Source organism: Rugamonas aquatica, assembly GCF_009380215.1.
In the GTDB taxonomy this organism is placed as follows: domain Bacteria; phylum Pseudomonadota; class Gammaproteobacteria; order Burkholderiales; family Burkholderiaceae_D; genus Rugamonas; species Rugamonas aquatica_B.
Window position 1 is genome coordinate 1 of sequence record NZ_WHUG01000021.1, and the last position, 15,530, is coordinate 15,530.

Here is a 15,530-nt window from a genome sequence, read left to right on the forward strand (position 1 = left end):
TCCGACGCCCACACCGCGCCGTCCGTGCCGCCCGCGCTGACGGCGGTGGCCGGGCTGGCCGCGGCGGAGCTGGCGCTGCGTTCGCTGCGCATCGCCCCCGCGCAGACGGCGCTGGAGCGGGCGCACGCGGCGGCCGAACGGGCCGGCATTCCGGCGCTGCTGGCCGAAGTGGCGGAGGCCCGCTCGGCGCTCGACCGTCCCGCCGCGCTGCGCCTGGCGGCCGGCGGCGAGCAATTGCTGCGTCTCGGCGATGTGGCGGCGCTGCTGGCCTCCGACACGCTGGTGGTCGACGCCTGCCGCCGTGGAATCGGCAGCGGCGGGCTGTGGCAACCCCTGGCCCGCCGCCCGCTGCTGTTCGCGCTGGCGCGCGCGCTGGCCGAGGCCTGGCCAGCAGACGTCAGCCGCGAAGCGCTGATCGCAACCGCCTTCCGCACCCGCGACCCCGACGCCACCCACCGCGCCCGCCTGCGGGTCGAGATCGGCCGCCTGCGCGCGCTGGTCGCCGCTCAGGCGCAGATCGCCGCCACCGCGCGCGGCTTCGTGCTGCAGCCGCTGGCGGGACGCGATGTCGCCGTGCTGGCCCCGCCCATCGCCGGCGAGCAGGCCGCGCTGGTGGCGCTGCTGTCCGACGGCGCGGCCTGGTCGACATCGGCCCTGGCGCTGGCCCTGAACGCCAGCCAGCGCACCGTGCAGCGCGCACTGGCCGAGCTGGAGGAGGAAGGCCGCGTGCGTCCCATCGGCCGCGCGCGCACGCGCCGCTGGCTGGCGCCGCCGCTGGCCGGATACACGACAATCTTGTTACTCCCTGCGGCGCTGCCGTTGGAATAAAGTTCACTTGCGGCGCCGCTAAGCGGCCCACCCAACCGACACAGGAGGCAGCAATGAACACCAGCAAATCCAAAACCAAGACCCGGCCGGCCGAAATCGTGCGCGAATACGGCCCCTTCGACGGCGCTGAACGCATCCACGGCGTCACCCACGACGGCCAGCGCGTCTGGGCCGCCACCGGCGCCAGACTGATCGCCTTCGACCCCGCCAGCGGCGACACCACCCGCGCGCTGGACATCGCCAGCGACGCCGGCACCGCCTTCGACGGCACCTATCTGTACCAGATCGCCGAACGGCGCATCGACAAGATCGACCCCGCCAGCGGCCAGGTGCTGGCCTCGATCCCGGCGCCGGGCGACGGCTACGATTCCGGCCTGGCCTGGGCCGAGGGCAGCCTGTGGGTGGGCCAGTACCGCGACCGCAAGATCCACCAGGTCGATCCGGCCACCGGCGCGGTCATCCGCAGCATCGCTTCGAACCGCTTCGTCACCGGCGTCAGCTGGGTGGACGGCGAGTTGTGGCACGCTACCTGGGAAGGCGACGAGAGCGATATCCGCCGCATCGACCCGCACAGCGGCGCCGTGCTGGAACGGCTGGAGATGCCGGACGGCGTGGGCGTCAGCGGCCTGGAGTCGGATGGCGCGGGGCTGTTCTACGCCGGTGGCGGCGGCAGCGGCAAGGTGCGCGCGGTGCGCCGCCCGCAGTAGGGAAGGTTCAGTATTCGTTGTACTTGCGGGCGTCGCCGCGCACCTGCGCGGCCGGATACTTGACGGCGTTGAGCGCCATCTTTTCCACCGCCGCCGCGTACAGGTCGACGCCGCGCTTGTCGGCCAGCTGCACCAGGTAGAGCAGCACGTCGGCCAGCTCGTGGCGGATGGCGGTGCGCCTGGCGTCATCGAGTTCGTCGTCGGCGCCGGTTTTCAGCCACTGGAAATGCTCGGCCAGTTCCGCCACTTCCACCGACAGCGCCATCGCCAGGTTCTTCGGCGTATGGAACTGCTGCCAATCGCGCTCGCCGGCGAACTGGCGGGTCAGGTCGCGCAGCGCGGTCAGGCTGTCGTTGGCGGTGTGGGCGGAAGGGGCGGCGGGAGCGGTCATGGTGGTCTGCGGCGGAGGAAAGTCGGTGCCGTCATCATACCATCGCCGCCTCGCCCGCCGGCCGCAGCGAAAGGCAGCCATGGCGCCCTTTGGACGTTTTAGCCCCCGTTTTCTGCCGTTCGTCGCACGGCGCGGGCGGTGCGCGGGTGCCGGCGCTACAGTGTCGATACTATAACTTCAGGGACATCCCCATCATGCGTACCGCCATCTCCATCGCCGTCATCACCGCCTTCGCCACTCTCGCCGGCTGCGCCGTCATCGTCGTGCCGGACGACGGCAATGGCAACGTCCATTTCAGCTCGGCTTTCGGCAGCTCGGCGGTGCAGGGCAACGGCCAGCAAGCGGTCGAACGCCGCGACGCCGTCGGCACCGACGGCATCGATATCAACGGCCCGGTCGTGGTCGAAGTGCGCGTCGGCGATGCGCCGTCGCTGCAGGTCGAAGGCGACAGCAACCTGCTGCCTATGCTGCGCACCGACGCCAGCGGCGGCGCGCTGCGGATGTGGGTCGATGGCCGCATCCAGAGTTCCAGCCCGCTGCGCGTGATCTACACCACGCCGCAGCTGCGCCAGATCCAGTCGAACGGCTCCGGGCGCCTGACGGTCAGCGGCTTGAACGGCGGCGCGCTGAGCCTGAGCCAGAACGGTTCGCGCCAGGTGCAGTTGTCGGGCAGCGTCAGCCGCCTCGATGCGCGCGTCAACGGTTCCGGCGGCGTCAACGCCAGCGGCCTGCAAAGCGGTTCCACCGTCGCCAGCATCAACGGCTCCGGGCGACTGGACCTGGGCCGCCTGAACGGCGACACGCTCAGCCTGGACATCCACGGCTCCGGCGGCGCCAACGCCAGCGGCACCGTGCGCAATATGACGGTGCGCCTGTTCGGTTCGGGCAGCGCCGACCTGGCCGGCCTGACCAGCCAGAGCGCGGAACTGTCGTCGAACGGCTCCGGCAGCATCTCGGCCGGCGTCAGCCAGTCGGTGGTGGCCGACGCTTCCGGCTCAGGCCGCGTCACCGTGTACGGCAACCCTGCCCAGCGCACCCTGACCGGCAAACGCGTCAGCGTGGTTCAGTAAGCAGCGCGTCGGCGGCCGGCTGCGCGCCGGCCGCTGGAGCAATGTCCGCCGCCTGCGCCAGCCGGCGGCGGAATGCGAAGTAGTCATGGGCGCTGCGGCGCGGCGCCTCCAGCATCGGCAGGTGGCCGATGCCCGGCATCAGGATCACGCGGTGGTCGCCGAACAGCGCGGCCAGCGCGGCGGCCCCGGACGGATGCAGTATCAGGTCTTCTTCTCCCCACACGATCAGCGCCGGCGTGCGCAGCGCGTTGAACTGCCGCTCCAGCAGCGGCGACGCCGTCACCTGGCGCATGATGGCCGTGTGCAGCGCGAAGTCGGCCACGGCCCGCCGCGCCAGCGCGGTGCGCACCGAATACGGCAGGAAGAAGGCGCGGTGCGAGGAGCTGGCGATCAGCTGTGCGAAGTCGCGCTCCTGCGGCACCAGCAGCGGCATGGCGCCGGTGGCGCGGTAGCCGGCCAGCGCGGCCGAGCTTTGCGCGGCCTCGGTGCCCGCCGCGTCCAGCAGCCACAGGCTGGCCACCCGCTCGGGATGGCCGGCGGCGAATTGCGCGGCGATGTAGCCGCCCATCGAATTCCCTCCCAGATGGACCCGTCCCGGCGCATGGCGGTCGAGGAAGGCGCGCAGCCGTTCGACCTGGTCGGCGATGGCATAGCCGGCCTGCGGATCGCGGCTGGCGTCGCCGAAGCCGGGCAGGTCGGGGATCAACACGCGGTAGCGCGGCGTCAGGAAGCGGGCGATGCGGGTGAAGTTGTCCTTGTCGCCGCCGAAGCCGTGCACCAGCACCAGGACGTCGCCGCTGCCGCCCTCCAGGTAGGGCATGGAGCAGCCGGGCAGGGCGGCCTGGCGCAGCCGCAGGCCGGCGCGGCGCCGCTCCAGCGCCATGCCCAGCCGCGCCGCCGCCACCGGCGCCACGCGTTCGAACAGCAGGACGGCGGCCAACAGCGCCGCCGCCACGGATATAACGGTATAAATCATTATCATCGTTTGTCAGCGCACCTTAAAGAAAGACATCGAACTTTGGAGCTGCTCCGCCTGGCCGCTCATTTCCTCGGCGGTGGCGGCCAGCTGCTCGGAACTGGACGCGTTCATCTGCGTGGTCTGGCTCAACTGGCTCATGGCGGAGTTGATCTGGCTCGCGCCCGTGGTCTGCTCCTCCGACGCCGCCGTGATCTCCTGCACCAGGTCCGAGGTGCGCTTGATGTTGGGCAGCATGGTGTCGAGCAGGGCGCCGGCCTTCTCGGCCAGGTTGACGCTGCCGCTGGCGACCTGCTCGATCTCCTGCGCCGCCACCTGGCTGCGCTCGGCCAGCTTGCGCACCTCGGCCGCCACCACCGCGAAGCCCTTGCCATGCTCGCCCGCGCGCGCCGCCTCGATGGCCGCGTTCAGCGCCAGCAGGTTGGTCTGGTAGGCGATGTCGTCGATGATACCAATCTTTTTGGCGATTTCGCGCATCGCCACCACCGTCGAGCGCACCGCCTCGCCGCCTTCGCCCGCTTCCTGCGCGGCCTTGCCGGCCATGCCGTCGGTGACTTTGGCGTTCTCGGTGTTCTGCGCGATCGAGGCCGACATCTGCTCGATGGCGGCGCTCGATTCCTCGGCGGCCGCCGCCTGTTCGCTGGCGCCCTGCGACAGCGACTGCGCGGTGGCGCTGACTTCCTCGGAGGCGCTGGCCAGCGCCTCGGCGCCGTCATTGACTTCGCTGACCACCCGCGACAGGTTGGTGACCATGGTGTTCATCGCCGCCAGCAGGCTGGTGGTGTCGCCCGGCTTGATGCGCACCTGTTCGGTCAGGTCGCCGGAGGCCACGCGGTTGACGATGTGGGCGGCGTAATCCGGTTCGCCGCCCAGCTGGCGGAGCAGCACGCGCGTGATGAAGGCCGAGATCAGCGCCACCACCACCAGCGTGGCGGCGGCGATGATGATGGAGTTGCGCATCGCCGCCTTCTTCATCGCCTCGGCTTCGTCGGAGCCCTTCTTGCCAAGTTCGATGTTGTAGTCGAAGTGGTTGTCGATGGCGGCCTGCATCACCTGGATCTCGGGTCTGGCCTGTTCCAGCGCGATGCGCGCCTTGTCGTTGCGGTTGGCGCGCGATTCCACCAGCACCGCTTCGATCTGCGGCTGCACCTTGGCCCATGAGGTCTTTTCGCGGTCGAGGATGGCCTTGTCCTTGTCGTCCGACAGCAGGGCCTCGTATTTCTTGATATTGTCGTCGACCGCCTTGCGCATCTCGGCCACCTGGTTGTCGATCTCCGCCAGTTTCTTGTCGTCGGTGTTGAGCACGTGCTGGTTGACGCGGATGCGCATGCGCAGGAAGGCGTCGCGCAGCCGGTCCAGCACCACCAGGCTGGGCACCGTGTTCACGGTCGAATAGCTGGCCGATTCGTAGACCCTGTCCATCTGGTACTGGCTTACGCCGGCCAGCAGCAGGATGCCGGCCAGTGCGGCGCCGGCCAAAACGATCATCTTGTGTGCGACTGTCAGTTTCATTGCGTCGTCCTCCCCAGTTGTCGATGGCTTATGCGGCCGCCACTGCCGTATTGCTTTGTAATCGTTCGATCAATGCCGCCAGCGGCATCGGCCGCGCATACAGATAGCCCTGCATGCAGGCGCAGGCGTTGGCGATCAGGAAATCGGCCTGGGCCTGGGTCTCTACGCCCTCGGCCACCACCCGCAGGCCCAGGTGGCCGGCCATCGCCAGGATGGACTGCACCAGCGCGCGGCTGTTGGCGTCGTCCGGCGTGTCCATGATGAAGCTGCGGTCTATCTTCAACTCGTACAGCGGCATCTTCTTCAGGTAGGCCAGGCTGGAATAGCCGGTGCCGAAATCGTCGATCGAGAAGCGCAGCCCCAGCGCCGCCAGCTGGTGCATGCGGGCGATGGTCTCGTCCATCTTGTCGATCAACAGGCCCTCGGTCACTTCCAGCACCAGCATGGCGGCCGGGGCGCCGGTGTCGGCCAGCGTGCGCTGCACCACCTCGACGAAATCGGCCTGGCGGAACTGGGTCGGGCTGACGTTGACCGACAGCGGCATCGCCAGCCCGGCCTGCGCCAGCCGCAGCACCGCCTCGCAAGCCTGGCGCAGCGCCCACGCGCCCAGTTCGACGATCAGCCCCGATTCCTCGGCCACCGGGATGAACACGTGCGGCGGCACCATGTCGCCGCCGGCCAGCGGCCAGCGCATCAGCAGCTCGCCGCCGACCGCGCGGCCGCTGCGGTCGACCTGGGCCTGCACATGCATCTGCAGTTCGCCGGCGGCCAGCGCGGCGGCCAGGTCGCGCTCCATGGTCAGGCGCCGTTCGACCTCGGCCTGCATCGCCGTCTCGAAGAAGGCGATGCCGTTGCGGCCTTCGGCCTTGGCGCGGTACATCGCGGTGTCGGCTTCGCGCAGCAGGTCTTGCGCGCTCTGGCCCTCGGCGTCGCCGCCGGCCTTGGGCAGCATGGTCACGCCGATGCTGGCGGTGGAGTTGTAGCTCTGGCCCTCGATCTCGAAGTCGCGGCCGATGGCGGCGCGGATTTTTTCGGCCACGGTCAGCGCCGCGTGGGTGGCGGCGTGCAGGTCGTGCGCCAGGTGGCCGAGCAGCACCACGAATTCGTCGCCGCCGATGCGCGCCACGGTGTCGGCCTTGCGCATCAGCTGCGACAGGCGGGCGGCGGCGTTGCACAGCAGGGCGTCGCCGGTGGCGTGGCCGCGCGCGTCGTTGATGGTCTTGAAGCGGTCCAGGTCGATGAACATCACCGCGCTGTAGGTGGCGCCGCGCTCGGAGCTGGCCAGCAGCTTGTCGATGCGGTCCATCAGCAGGCGGCGGTTGGGCAGGCCGGTCAGCACGTCGAAGAAGGCCAGGCGGTGGATATCGTCCTGCGATTTCTTGCGCTCGGTGATGTCGCGCTCGACCGCCACCCAGTGCGTGTTGACGCCGCCCTCGTCGGCGAACGGCACCAGCTCGGTCTCCACCCAGTACGGCTCGCCGGCCTTGGTGTAGTTGAGCAGCTCGGCGCGCACCGCCTCGCTGCGCGCCATGGCCCGCTCGATGTGGTCCAGCACCGCGGTCTCGGTGTCCGGGCCCTGCAGCAGGCGCAGGCTGCGGCCCAGCACTTCGCCGCGCCGGTAGCCGGTGCGGCGCTCGAACGCTTCATTGACGAAGATGATGTGCTGGACCGCCGCGCCATCTTCCTGGTTGACTTCGGCGATCAGCACCATGTCGTTCAGGCGCGACACGGCGGCCGAGGTCAGGCGCAGCTCGGCGTTCAGCGCCGACAGTTCGGCCTGGTGGTTCTGCAGTTCGCTGAAGGAGCGCGCCAGGTGCTGCAGCAGCACGGCGCAGGACAGCGTCAGCACCGCCGTCATGAACATGAAGTTGAGGGTGATGATGGCGGCCTTGAGGAAGCCGTAGTCCGGCATGCCTTCGATGTACAGCCTGGAGTTCTGCTCGAAGCCGACCACCATCACCGCCAGTCCGGCCAGGCCCAGCGTCCACAGCGCCGGCCGCAGTCCCAGCAGCAGCGCCGCCAGCACCGGAATGGCCATCAGATAGATCTGGCTGACCGGCCCGACCTTGAGCAGCAGGCCGATGCCGACCACGAAGGCGATTGCCAGGAAGTTGAGCACGCGCAGCGTGTAGGGCAGGCGCCGCAGGCGCCAGATCGCGGCCAGCCACAGCAGCGCGACGATGTCGATGACGACGATCGACCACATGCCTTCGCTGGCGGCCAGCAGCACGCTGGGCACGGCGGTGGCCGATCCGAGCAGGAACACGACCAGCAGCAGCTTCGCAAAGATTTGCGCGCGCCAGTGCGCGATGTCGTTCGGCACAGCCACCGTTCCTGCCTCCGGAATGCGTTGCGGGTTGTGGTCTTGATTCGGTCCTTTGATAGTACCCGCAATCGCCCGGCGTGTCAGCAGGGCAAGTTAGTCCCTGGCGTTGACGCTGCCGATGCCCGCCACAGACTTGTTGACGGTCTTGGGATGGCCGTAGTAGTCCAGCTCGCCCATGCCCTTGGCGACCGCGTTGAGCAGGTCGGTGGCGTGCACGCTGACATGGCCGACGCCTTCGAAATTGACGTCCACGCGCTCGGCCACTAGCGACTTGGTATCGACCTCGCCGACACCCTTGGCGTTGACGCGCAGGTACTTGACCTTGCCGTTGGCGACCAGGTGGCCGGCGCCCAGATAGCCGATGTCGAGGCGGTCGGTGTTGACCTTGTTGATGATGGTTTCGCCGGCGCCTTCGACCTTGACGCGGCTCAGCGCCGGCACTGTGATGGTGATGCGCGGGTCGCTCTTGGAGGACTTGAAGCTCTTGTCGGCCATGGTGATGCGCAGTTCGTTGTCCACCACCTCGGTCTTGAGCGAGGCGACGAACTGGTCTTCGCCACTGACCACCACCGATTGCGTCTTGCCCACTTCCACCGTCATGGCGAACGCGCCCTTGGCGTTGATGGCGACGAAGGATGGCAGGGAGCGGCTCGATTCGGCGGCCTGGGCGGCGGCGCTCAGGGCGAACAGGGCGGGGATCAGGACGGCGGCAGCGGTACGGCGCATGGTAAGACCTCAATAAGTGATGAAATTGAACGGTGTTAGTTTTAACAATGTTAATCTTACTGAAGCTGGCCGCCGCTGCCGACAAGTTTGCGACAAACTGCAAAAAAATGGTGTTGTGTTGCGCTAAGGCTACGATCAACGGCAGGTGGGTATCCGGCACTGAAGGGAAAATGAAAGCAAAGCGGCGTATCATCGCCAGACGCCCCTCGCTGCGGGGGCGCTCCGAACGACAACAAAGTATCAACCGCGAGACACGCCATGACTTCCTCTACCGCCTCCCAACCCCAGCAGTCGCGCTTCAGCACGGTGTTCCGCGTCGTCAGCGGCAACTTCATGGAGATGTTCGACTTCTTCCTGTTCGGCTTTTACGCCAACGCCATCGCCAAGGCCTTCTTCCCCAGCGGCGATGAAGTCGCCTCGCTGATGATGACCTTCATGACCTTCGGCGCCGGCTTCCTGATGCGCCCGCTGGGCGCCATCATCCTCGGCGCCTATGTCGACCGCGTCGGCCGCCGCCAGGGCTTGATCGTCACGCTGGCGCTGATGGCGTTGGGCACCTTGCTGATCGCCTGCGTGCCGGGCTACGCCAGCATCGGCTACCTGGCGCCGGCGCTGGTGCTGACCGGCCGCCTGTTGCAAGGCTTCTCGGCCGGCGTCGAGCTGGGCGGGGTGTCGGTCTACCTGTCGGAAATGGCGACGCCGGGCCGCAAGGGCTTTTATGTCAGCTGGCAGTCGGCCAGCCAGCAGGTGGCGGTGGTGGCCGCCGCCGCGCTGGGCTTCGCGCTGAACCAGTGGCTGACGCCGGCCGAGGTCGGCGCCTGGGGCTGGCGCATCCCGTTCTTCGTCGGCTGCCTGATCGTGCCGGTGCTGTTCGTGATCCGCCGCTCGCTGCAGGAGACCGAGGAATTCAAGGCCCGCAAGCACCGTCCGGAAGTGAAGGAAATCTTCCGCTCCATGCTCAACAACTGGGCGCTGGTGATCTCCGGCATGATGCTGGTGGCGATGACCACCGTGTCGTTCTACCTGATTACCGTCTACACGCCGACCTTCGGCAAGAACGTGCTGCACCTGTCGACCGCCGACGCGCTGATGGTGACGCTGTGCGTGGGCGTGTCGAACTTCCTGTGGCTGCCGGTGATGGGCTCGTTGTCGGACCGCGTCGGCCGCCGTCCGCTGCTGATCTGCTTTACCGTGCTGGCCATCTTCACCGCCTATCCGGCGCTGCACTGGCTGGTGCAGTCGCCCAGCTTCGGCCGCATGCTGGGCGTGGAGCTGTGGCTGTCCTTCCTGTACGCCAGCTACAACGGCGCGATGGTGGTGGCACTGACCGAGGTGATGCCGGTCGAGGTGAGGACGGTGGGCTTCTCGCTGGCCTACAGCCTGGCGACGGCGGTGTTCGGCGGCTTCACGCCGGCCATCGCCACCGGCCTGATCGAATACACCGGCGACAAGAGCGCGCCGGGCTGGTGGATGACGTTTGCCGCCGTGTGCGGGCTGTGCGCGACGCTGGTGCTGTATCGCCGCCAGGAGCGCCAGCAGCGGCATTCGGCCGGGGCCGGCGCGACGGTTTAGCGGCCGCTGAGCAGTCATTCCCGCGCAGGCGGGAATCCATGCACTGCATGCATTCCCTCCATGCCGGGCTGGCGCCGGCGGCGGTCTATGGATTCCCGCCTGCGCGGGAATGACGAAGCGGCCTTGGCGGCCGCTTCTCAGCTTACTTGGCGCTCAGGCATTCCTTCATGAAGGACTTGCGCTCGTCGCCTTTTTTGCCGGTGGCGTCGGCATTACATTTCTTCATCTTGTCCTGCTGCGTCAGTTTCGGCGCGGGCGCTGCGGCGTCGGCGCTCAGGCACTGTTTCATGAAGGCCTTGCGTTCATCGCCTTTTTTGCCGGTGGCGTCGGCGTTACAGGTTTTCATTTTGCTTTGCTGGGCCGTCGGCTCGGCGGCGTTGGCGGTCAGGGCCATCGCACCGCTCAGGGACAGGATCAGACTGGCAACGAACAGTTTTTTCATTTTCAATTCCTCGAAGGTCGAATGACGGTAGGGCGCGGCGGATGCTCTTGCCGCAAGGGCACTATAACCGAGTTGGCATGCGCCGGCCGTTTTTTACGCGCTGTACGGGATGTAGCTGAAGCCGTTGCCGATGACCTGGATCAGCGCCGCCTGGTTCTCCGGGCTCTCGCTGAAGTTGACCAGCAGGTTGGCGCGCGGCACGCCGATCTGCAGATCGTGCAGCCAGTAGGCATAGCCTTCGGCGTCGGGCGCGCGGTGCAGCACGTTGCTGTACAGCTGGGTCACGAAATCTTCATTGCTCAGGTTGGCGCCGTAGCGCCGGCCGAATTCTTCGCTGGCGAGGAAGTAGCCGGCGGTGTCGTGCAGGCTCAGGCCCTTGTCCATGTTGGCAATCCAGTAGCCCAGGCCGGACTCGTCCGGCGCGCGGTTGAAGGCGGCCTGGTACAAGCGGTAAGCCTTGCCGCCGACGCCGTCGACATCGAGCGCGATGCTCTTGTCGTCGAACAGCAGGCGTTCGACGCCGTCGAGGATGTTGGTGCCGCCAGTGCTTAGCTGGCTGACCTCGGCGTGGCCGCCGCGCTGGACGATGTTGTACCCGATCCACGAGCCGTCAAGGACCACCGTGTCGGTGCCGGCGCCGCCATGGATGGCCGCGCCGTTGTTCTTGCCGAGCAGGATGTCGTTGCCGGCGGTGCCGGCGTCGTTCGGTATCGGGTTCGATGCCTTGATGGTGTAGGGATCATGGCCGGCGTGGCGGTGTTCGAAGACCGAGACGACGATCGAGTAAGTGCCGCTGGTCGTGGCGGTAAAGGTCGTGGGGAGCAGGTCGGCGCGCTCAGGGCGGGGCGTGGCGTCCGCGATCTCCTTGCCCTGCTCATCGAGGATCCGCAAATGGAGAATGTCCTTGTCGCGCTGGTCGCCGCTGAGAGTGATCGTATAAATCTGGCCGGCTTGCACCTGCATGTGGAAGCGGTCCTGATCTACGCCATATTCCAGGCGGCCGGTGGCCTGGCCGCCCGCCACGATCACGCCGGCACTGCTGTCGTTGGCTGAATAGTCGTCAACGCGGTTGTTTGCGTGCATGCTGTAGTCGCCCACGGCGTTGCCGCCGACGGCGATGAAGTAATCGCCTGCGGTAGCCAGCTCCAGGGGGATATAGGAATCGGTCAGCTCCTTGCCCTGGGCATCGTAGATGGAGAAAAAGGTGGGCAGCAGCGATTCGTTGGGGAAGGAGAAGGTATAGTGCTGGCCTGCTTCCGCATGAAATTTATACCAGTCGACATCGCCGGCGACATCGAAGCGGCCGGTCACGATGCCCCCCGCAGTCAGCACGCCGGTGGTGTGGATATCGGCCGACAGTGCATCGGGCTGCTGGATTGCGGCCGAGATCTGGTAGTCGAGTTTTCCGTTCGGAAGACCGCCGGCATCATAGAGCTCGGCTGCAATGAAATAGTCGCCGCTAATGGCGGGCTGATAGGCGATGGCAGGGCCGGCGTCGTTGTCGCCCATGGCGGCAACGACACTGACGTTGTTGTAGTACAGATTTAAATTGGCGTTGCCCAGGATGTAGTCATAGCCAACGCCAAACAGCGATGTCATGGAAAACACGTAGGACGTTCCTGCCTCCAGATGGACTTTGAACCGGTCGCTGTCCCATTTGCTCTCGAAGCTGCCCCGCGCGGTGCCGCCGATGGCGATCGTGTCGATGGTTGGGGAAATGTTGTTGGAGTCGTTGGTGTCGGGCATCAGCAAAGCGCGGCGCGCAGGTGAAATAAGTTTTGCATTTTAGCATCTTTTGCCATTATGAAAACTCACCAATACCCACGCGCCGCCAGCCTCAATCCCCTGCGTGCGCCGCCTCCTCGACGAACACCACCGTGCTGCGCGCGGCGATGGTGAACTTGCCGCCGGCGCTGCTGTAGCTGCCGCTGCGCGCGCCCTTGCCGCCGTCCGCGCCCTGCTGGATGCGGTGCATGACCAGCTTGCGGCCCGCTAGTTCCGGCACGGCGATGGTCTTGCCCACCTTGTCCACATTGAACAGCACCACCACCGCGTTGTAGCGCGCGCCGTCGTAGCGGCGCGGATGCTGGCCGTCGATGCTCATCACGATAATCCCCGGCACCTGCTGCGGCCCGGTGTTGTGGAAGCGCAGCCGCTCCGACACGTCCTGCGCCGTGCGCAGGCGGAACAGGCTGCTGTCCTGGCGGATCGCCAGCAGGTCGTTGACGGCGTTGCGCGCGCTGACGATGGCCATGCTGTCCGGCTTGAGCAGCGGATTGGCCAGCAGCGGCGACATCAGCGGCCAGTTGTCCTGGTTGACGCCGGCCATCGGCAGGCCGACGCCGAAGTTGTTCGACTGGTAGCTGTAGTCGAGCTTGTTGAACCAGTCGCCGGCGTCGTAGCTGTCGCGGTCCATCGATTTCGAGCGCAGGATTTCCTGGCCGGCGTGCAGGAAGGGCACGCCCTGCGACAGGATATTGATCGCCGCGCCCAGGTTCTGCACCTTCACGCGGTCGGCCATGCTGGTGCCGACCGGCAGCTTGTAGACGTTGAGGTCGTACAGCGTCTGGTTGTCATGCGCTTCGACGTAGTTGATGGTCTCGGCCGGGCTGGCGGCAAAGCCCGCCTGCTGGCCGAAGTAATCGATCTGCGCGTTCGTGCGCAGGGCGCCGCTGCGGTCGACAAAGCTGTAGTCGCGCAGCGTGCCGGACAAGGCCACCTTGACCAGGTCGCCCAGGCGCAGCAAGTCGTCCCTGGTCTGCGTCGATTGCGCGTTCGGATCGGTGTAGACGCCGTTGATGAAACCTTGCTGGCTGATGAGGCTGGACCCGCTGTCGCAACAGCCGCCGCCGCGCACGGTATCGCGGATGCGGTCGTTGAACGAGCCGATGCCGCTGCCGTACATATTGGCCTGGCGCGCCTGCACGAAGCGGGCATCGTTGCCGACGGTGCCGAAGTTCCAGGCTTCGCCGTACAGGTAGATGTCGCGTCCGGCCGCGCCGTTGACGGCGCTCTGCAATTGCTTCATCACCGCCAGCGGCGTGAAGCCCATGATGTCGAAGCGGAAGCTGTCGACCTTGTAGTCGCGCGCCCAGGTGCTGACGGAATCGATCATCAGCTTGGCCATCATGGCGTTCTCGGAGGCGGTGTCGGCGCAGCAGCTGTCGTTGGTGATGCCGCCGCCGGCGTTGAGGCGGTAGTAGTAGGTCGGCACGATCTTGTCGAGCACCGACAGCGGGCCCTGCTGCGAAGCGCTGGTGTGGTTGTAGACCACGTCCATCGTCACGCGCAGGCCCTGCTTGTGCAAGCCCTGCACCATGGCGCGGAACTCGCGCACGCGCACCGCGCCGTCGTTGGCGTCGGTGGCATAGCTGCCTTCCGGCGCCGTGTAGTGCACCGGATCGTAGCCCCAGTTGAAGCAGTCGCCGCCGCGCGTCGCTTCCACCGCCGCCTGCTGGGCGCTGGCGTTGGCGGCGGCGTTCGGTATCGCCGGCGTGGTGCAGCCGGCTTCGTTGACGCTGGCGTAGTCGAACGAGGGCAGCAGGTGGATGTGGGTCAGGCCGGATTGCTGCAGCAGGCGCAGGTGGCGCATGCCGTCCGAGTCCTGGTCGGTGAAGGCCAGGTATTTGCCGCGGTGCGCGGCCGGCACGGTGGCGTCGCTGGCGCTGAAGTCGCGGATGTGCAGCTCGTACAGCGCGATGTCGGTCGGACTGTCGAGGCGCGGCAGCGGATGCTGGTCCCAGCCGTCCGGCTTGAGCGCGGCGCTGTCGAGGTTGGCGACGAAGCTGCGCTGGCTGTTGGCGTTCAGGCTGAACGAGTAGGGGTCGGTCACCGTGTTGTCGACCAGCGCGTTGCCGGCCCAGCGCGACAGCACCTGCACCTTGTAGGTGTAGTAGTAGCGGTTGACCCAGCCGGCGTCGGGCGCGGTGTAGCTCCACACGCCGCTGGCGGCGTCGCGCTGCATGGCGCGCGTCAGCGTGAGGGCGCTGCTGGCGTCCGGGTAGAGCTGGAGGCTGACCGACTTGGCGGTCGGCGCCCACACTCGGAAGGTCGGCACGCCGTTGCGGTCGTAGCTCAGGCCCAGCGTGGCATTGGCGGCGGCCGGGGCGAACACGCTGTCGAGCATGCCGCTCATTTGCAGCGAGGTCACTTGCAGCAGCTTGCCGCTGGCGTCGAAGCGGGCCACGGCGAACTGGCCGCTGGCCTTGGCGGCGATGCCGGCCGCGTCGGCGTCGGCCATGGTCAGCGCGGTGGCTCCGGCCAGGTGCGGATATTTTTGCTGCAGCGGCGCCGGCAGCGCGCCGGTGCTCAGCGCGATGCTGCCGTCGGCGCCGGTGACGCCGGCCGCGCTGGAACCGAGGCCGCCATTGGCCGCGTAGTACAGGCGGTAGCTGCCGTCGGCGGACGCGCCCGGCCAGGCCAGCGTGGCGGCCGACAGCCAGTGCGCGCTGGCGTTGTTGAGGTTGCCGTAGCTGATGGCGGGCGGCGCGCTGTAGACGGTGCAGTCGCCCTCCAGCATCCACACTTCCTGGCCGTTGGCGGCGATGTCGGGCGCGAAGTTGGCCGACTGGTCGTTGCCGCAGTTCTTGTTGCCGCTGCCGTCAGTGACCAGGAACCAGATCGCCGATTTGGCGGTGTCGACCGGGATGTCGACGTAGCCGCCGAAGTCGTCGCTCTGGTTCATCATGAAGCGGCCGCTGATCCAGCCCGGGCTCGGGTTGACCGGGCCGTCCCACGAGTACACGCCCCACTGGCTGGCGTCGCCGGCGGCGCGGTGGAAGTGCATGCGGATGTTGGCCGGGGCGGGCGGCGCCGCCACCAGTCCCGATACCATCCTGCCGCCCAATAGCCGGGTGGCCGGGGCGCTGGCGCCGCCGTCGCTGCCGCCGCAGGCGGCCAGCAGGGCGAGCGCGCCCATGGCCGTGATGACTTTCAGATGTGAAACTAAACTACAGCTAATTTCCATGCTGGTCTCCGTAT

12 protein-coding genes are annotated in these 15,530 nt (G+C 67.3%); 4 read left to right on the top strand and 8 right to left on the bottom strand.

All coding sequences use genetic code 11. The annotated features are described in order from the left end of the window. Both GEV02_RS30360 and GEV02_RS30365 read left to right on the top strand, forming a co-directional pair. Positions 1 to 828: helix-turn-helix domain-containing protein (locus GEV02_RS30360; RefSeq protein WP_152841543.1), on the top strand; the 828-nt coding region annotated here is incomplete at its 5' end. Positions 829 to 881: 53 nt separating this feature from the next. After that, the gene (locus GEV02_RS30365) at positions 882 to 1,535 is read left to right on the top strand and encodes a Vgb family protein (RefSeq protein ID WP_152841544.1); all 654 of its coding nucleotides are present in this window, start codon (positions 882 to 884) and stop codon (positions 1,533 to 1,535) included. Positions 1,536 to 1,542: 7 nt separating this feature from the next. Here GEV02_RS30365 and GEV02_RS30370 read toward each other — a convergent pair whose 3' ends face one another. Next, a complete protein-coding gene (locus GEV02_RS30370) occupies positions 1,543 to 1,926 on the bottom strand; it encodes a nucleotide pyrophosphohydrolase (protein ID WP_152841545.1) in 384 nt (127 codons plus the stop codon). A 194-nt stretch (positions 1,927 to 2,120) separates the two neighbouring features. On the opposite strand from GEV02_RS30370, the gene GEV02_RS30375 reads away from it, so the two are divergent. Next, positions 2,121 to 2,996, top strand: a complete 876-nt coding sequence (locus GEV02_RS30375; protein ID WP_152841546.1) for a head GIN domain-containing protein — start codon at positions 2,121 to 2,123, stop codon at positions 2,994 to 2,996. Here the strand turns inward: GEV02_RS30375 and GEV02_RS30380 are convergent. The 4 genes from GEV02_RS30380 to GEV02_RS30395 all read right to left on the bottom strand — a co-directional run bounded on the left by GEV02_RS30380 (position 2,980) and on the right by GEV02_RS30395 (position 8,536). Beyond that, positions 2,980 to 3,972, bottom strand: a complete 993-nt coding sequence (locus GEV02_RS30380) for an alpha/beta fold hydrolase (protein ID WP_174999416.1) — start codon at positions 3,970 to 3,972, stop codon at positions 2,980 to 2,982. The genes GEV02_RS30375 and GEV02_RS30380 overlap by 17 nt on opposite strands. 12 nt (positions 3,973 to 3,984) lie before the next feature. After that, positions 3,985 to 5,484 (bottom strand): methyl-accepting chemotaxis protein, encoded by a 1,500-nt coding sequence (locus GEV02_RS30385; RefSeq protein WP_152841548.1) that lies wholly within the window; start codon positions 5,482 to 5,484, stop codon positions 3,985 to 3,987. 28 nt (positions 5,485 to 5,512) lie between these two features. Continuing rightward, complete coding sequence (locus GEV02_RS30390) at positions 5,513 to 7,807, bottom strand: putative bifunctional diguanylate cyclase/phosphodiesterase (protein WP_328595955.1); 2,295 nt, start codon at positions 7,805 to 7,807, stop codon at positions 5,513 to 5,515. A gap of 96 nt (positions 7,808 to 7,903) precedes the next feature. Then, entirely contained in the window at positions 7,904 to 8,536 is a 633-nt protein-coding gene (locus tag GEV02_RS30395) for a GIN domain-containing protein (protein WP_152841549.1), read from the bottom strand. A 258-nt stretch (positions 8,537 to 8,794) separates the two neighbouring features. On the opposite strand from GEV02_RS30395, the gene tcuC reads away from it, so the two are divergent. Beyond that, positions 8,795 to 10,108, top strand: coding sequence for an MFS transporter (tcuC, locus tag GEV02_RS30400; protein ID WP_152841550.1), 1,314 nt, complete (start codon positions 8,795 to 8,797; stop codon positions 10,106 to 10,108). Positions 10,109 to 10,250: 142 nt separating this feature from the next. On the opposite strand, the gene GEV02_RS30405 is transcribed toward tcuC, so the two are convergent. From GEV02_RS30405 to pulA, 3 genes are all read right to left on the bottom strand, one after another. Then, a complete protein-coding gene (locus tag GEV02_RS30405) occupies positions 10,251 to 10,550 on the bottom strand; it encodes a PsiF family protein (RefSeq protein ID WP_152841551.1) in 300 nt (99 codons plus the stop codon). A gap of 93 nt (positions 10,551 to 10,643) precedes the next feature. Beyond that, positions 10,644 to 12,296, bottom strand: a complete 1,653-nt coding sequence (locus GEV02_RS30410) for a DUF4214 domain-containing protein (protein ID WP_152841552.1) — start codon at positions 12,294 to 12,296, stop codon at positions 10,644 to 10,646. Positions 12,297 to 12,387: 91 nt separating this feature from the next. Next, positions 12,388 to 15,516: a pullulanase-type alpha-1,6-glucosidase gene (pulA, locus tag GEV02_RS30415; RefSeq protein ID WP_152841553.1), complete on the bottom strand. Its 3,129-nt coding sequence runs from the start codon at positions 15,514 to 15,516 to the stop codon at positions 12,388 to 12,390. Positions 15,517 to 15,530: the final 14 nt, after the last annotated feature.

What these genes read in the sequence shown, in the direction of transcription:
- GEV02_RS30365 (WP_152841544.1), top strand. Translation starts at nt 882, where the DNA reads ATGAACACCAGCAAATCCAAAACCAAGACCCGGCCGGCCGAAATCGTG.
- GEV02_RS30370 (WP_152841545.1), bottom strand. Translation starts at nt 1,926, where the DNA reads ATGACCGCTCCCGCCGCCCCTTCCGCCCACACCGCCAACGACAGCCTG.
- GEV02_RS30375 (WP_152841546.1), top strand. Translation starts at nt 2,121, where the DNA reads ATGCGTACCGCCATCTCCATCGCCGTCATCACCGCCTTCGCCACTCTC.
- GEV02_RS30380 (WP_174999416.1), bottom strand. Translation starts at nt 3,972, where the DNA reads ATGATTTATACCGTTATATCCGTGGCGGCGGCGCTGTTGGCCGCCGTC.
- GEV02_RS30385 (WP_152841548.1), bottom strand. Translation starts at nt 5,484, where the DNA reads ATGAAACTGACAGTCGCACACAAGATGATCGTTTTGGCCGGCGCCGCA.
- GEV02_RS30395 (WP_152841549.1), bottom strand. Translation starts at nt 8,536, where the DNA reads ATGCGCCGTACCGCTGCCGCCGTCCTGATCCCCGCCCTGTTCGCCCTG.
- tcuC (WP_152841550.1), top strand. Translation starts at nt 8,795, where the DNA reads ATGACTTCCTCTACCGCCTCCCAACCCCAGCAGTCGCGCTTCAGCACG.
- GEV02_RS30405 (WP_152841551.1), bottom strand. Translation starts at nt 10,550, where the DNA reads ATGAAAAAACTGTTCGTTGCCAGTCTGATCCTGTCCCTGAGCGGTGCG.
- GEV02_RS30410 (WP_152841552.1), bottom strand. Translation starts at nt 12,296, where the DNA reads ATGCCCGACACCAACGACTCCAACAACATTTCCCCAACCATCGACACG.
- pulA (WP_152841553.1), bottom strand. Translation starts at nt 15,516, where the DNA reads ATGGAAATTAGCTGTAGTTTAGTTTCACATCTGAAAGTCATCACGGCC.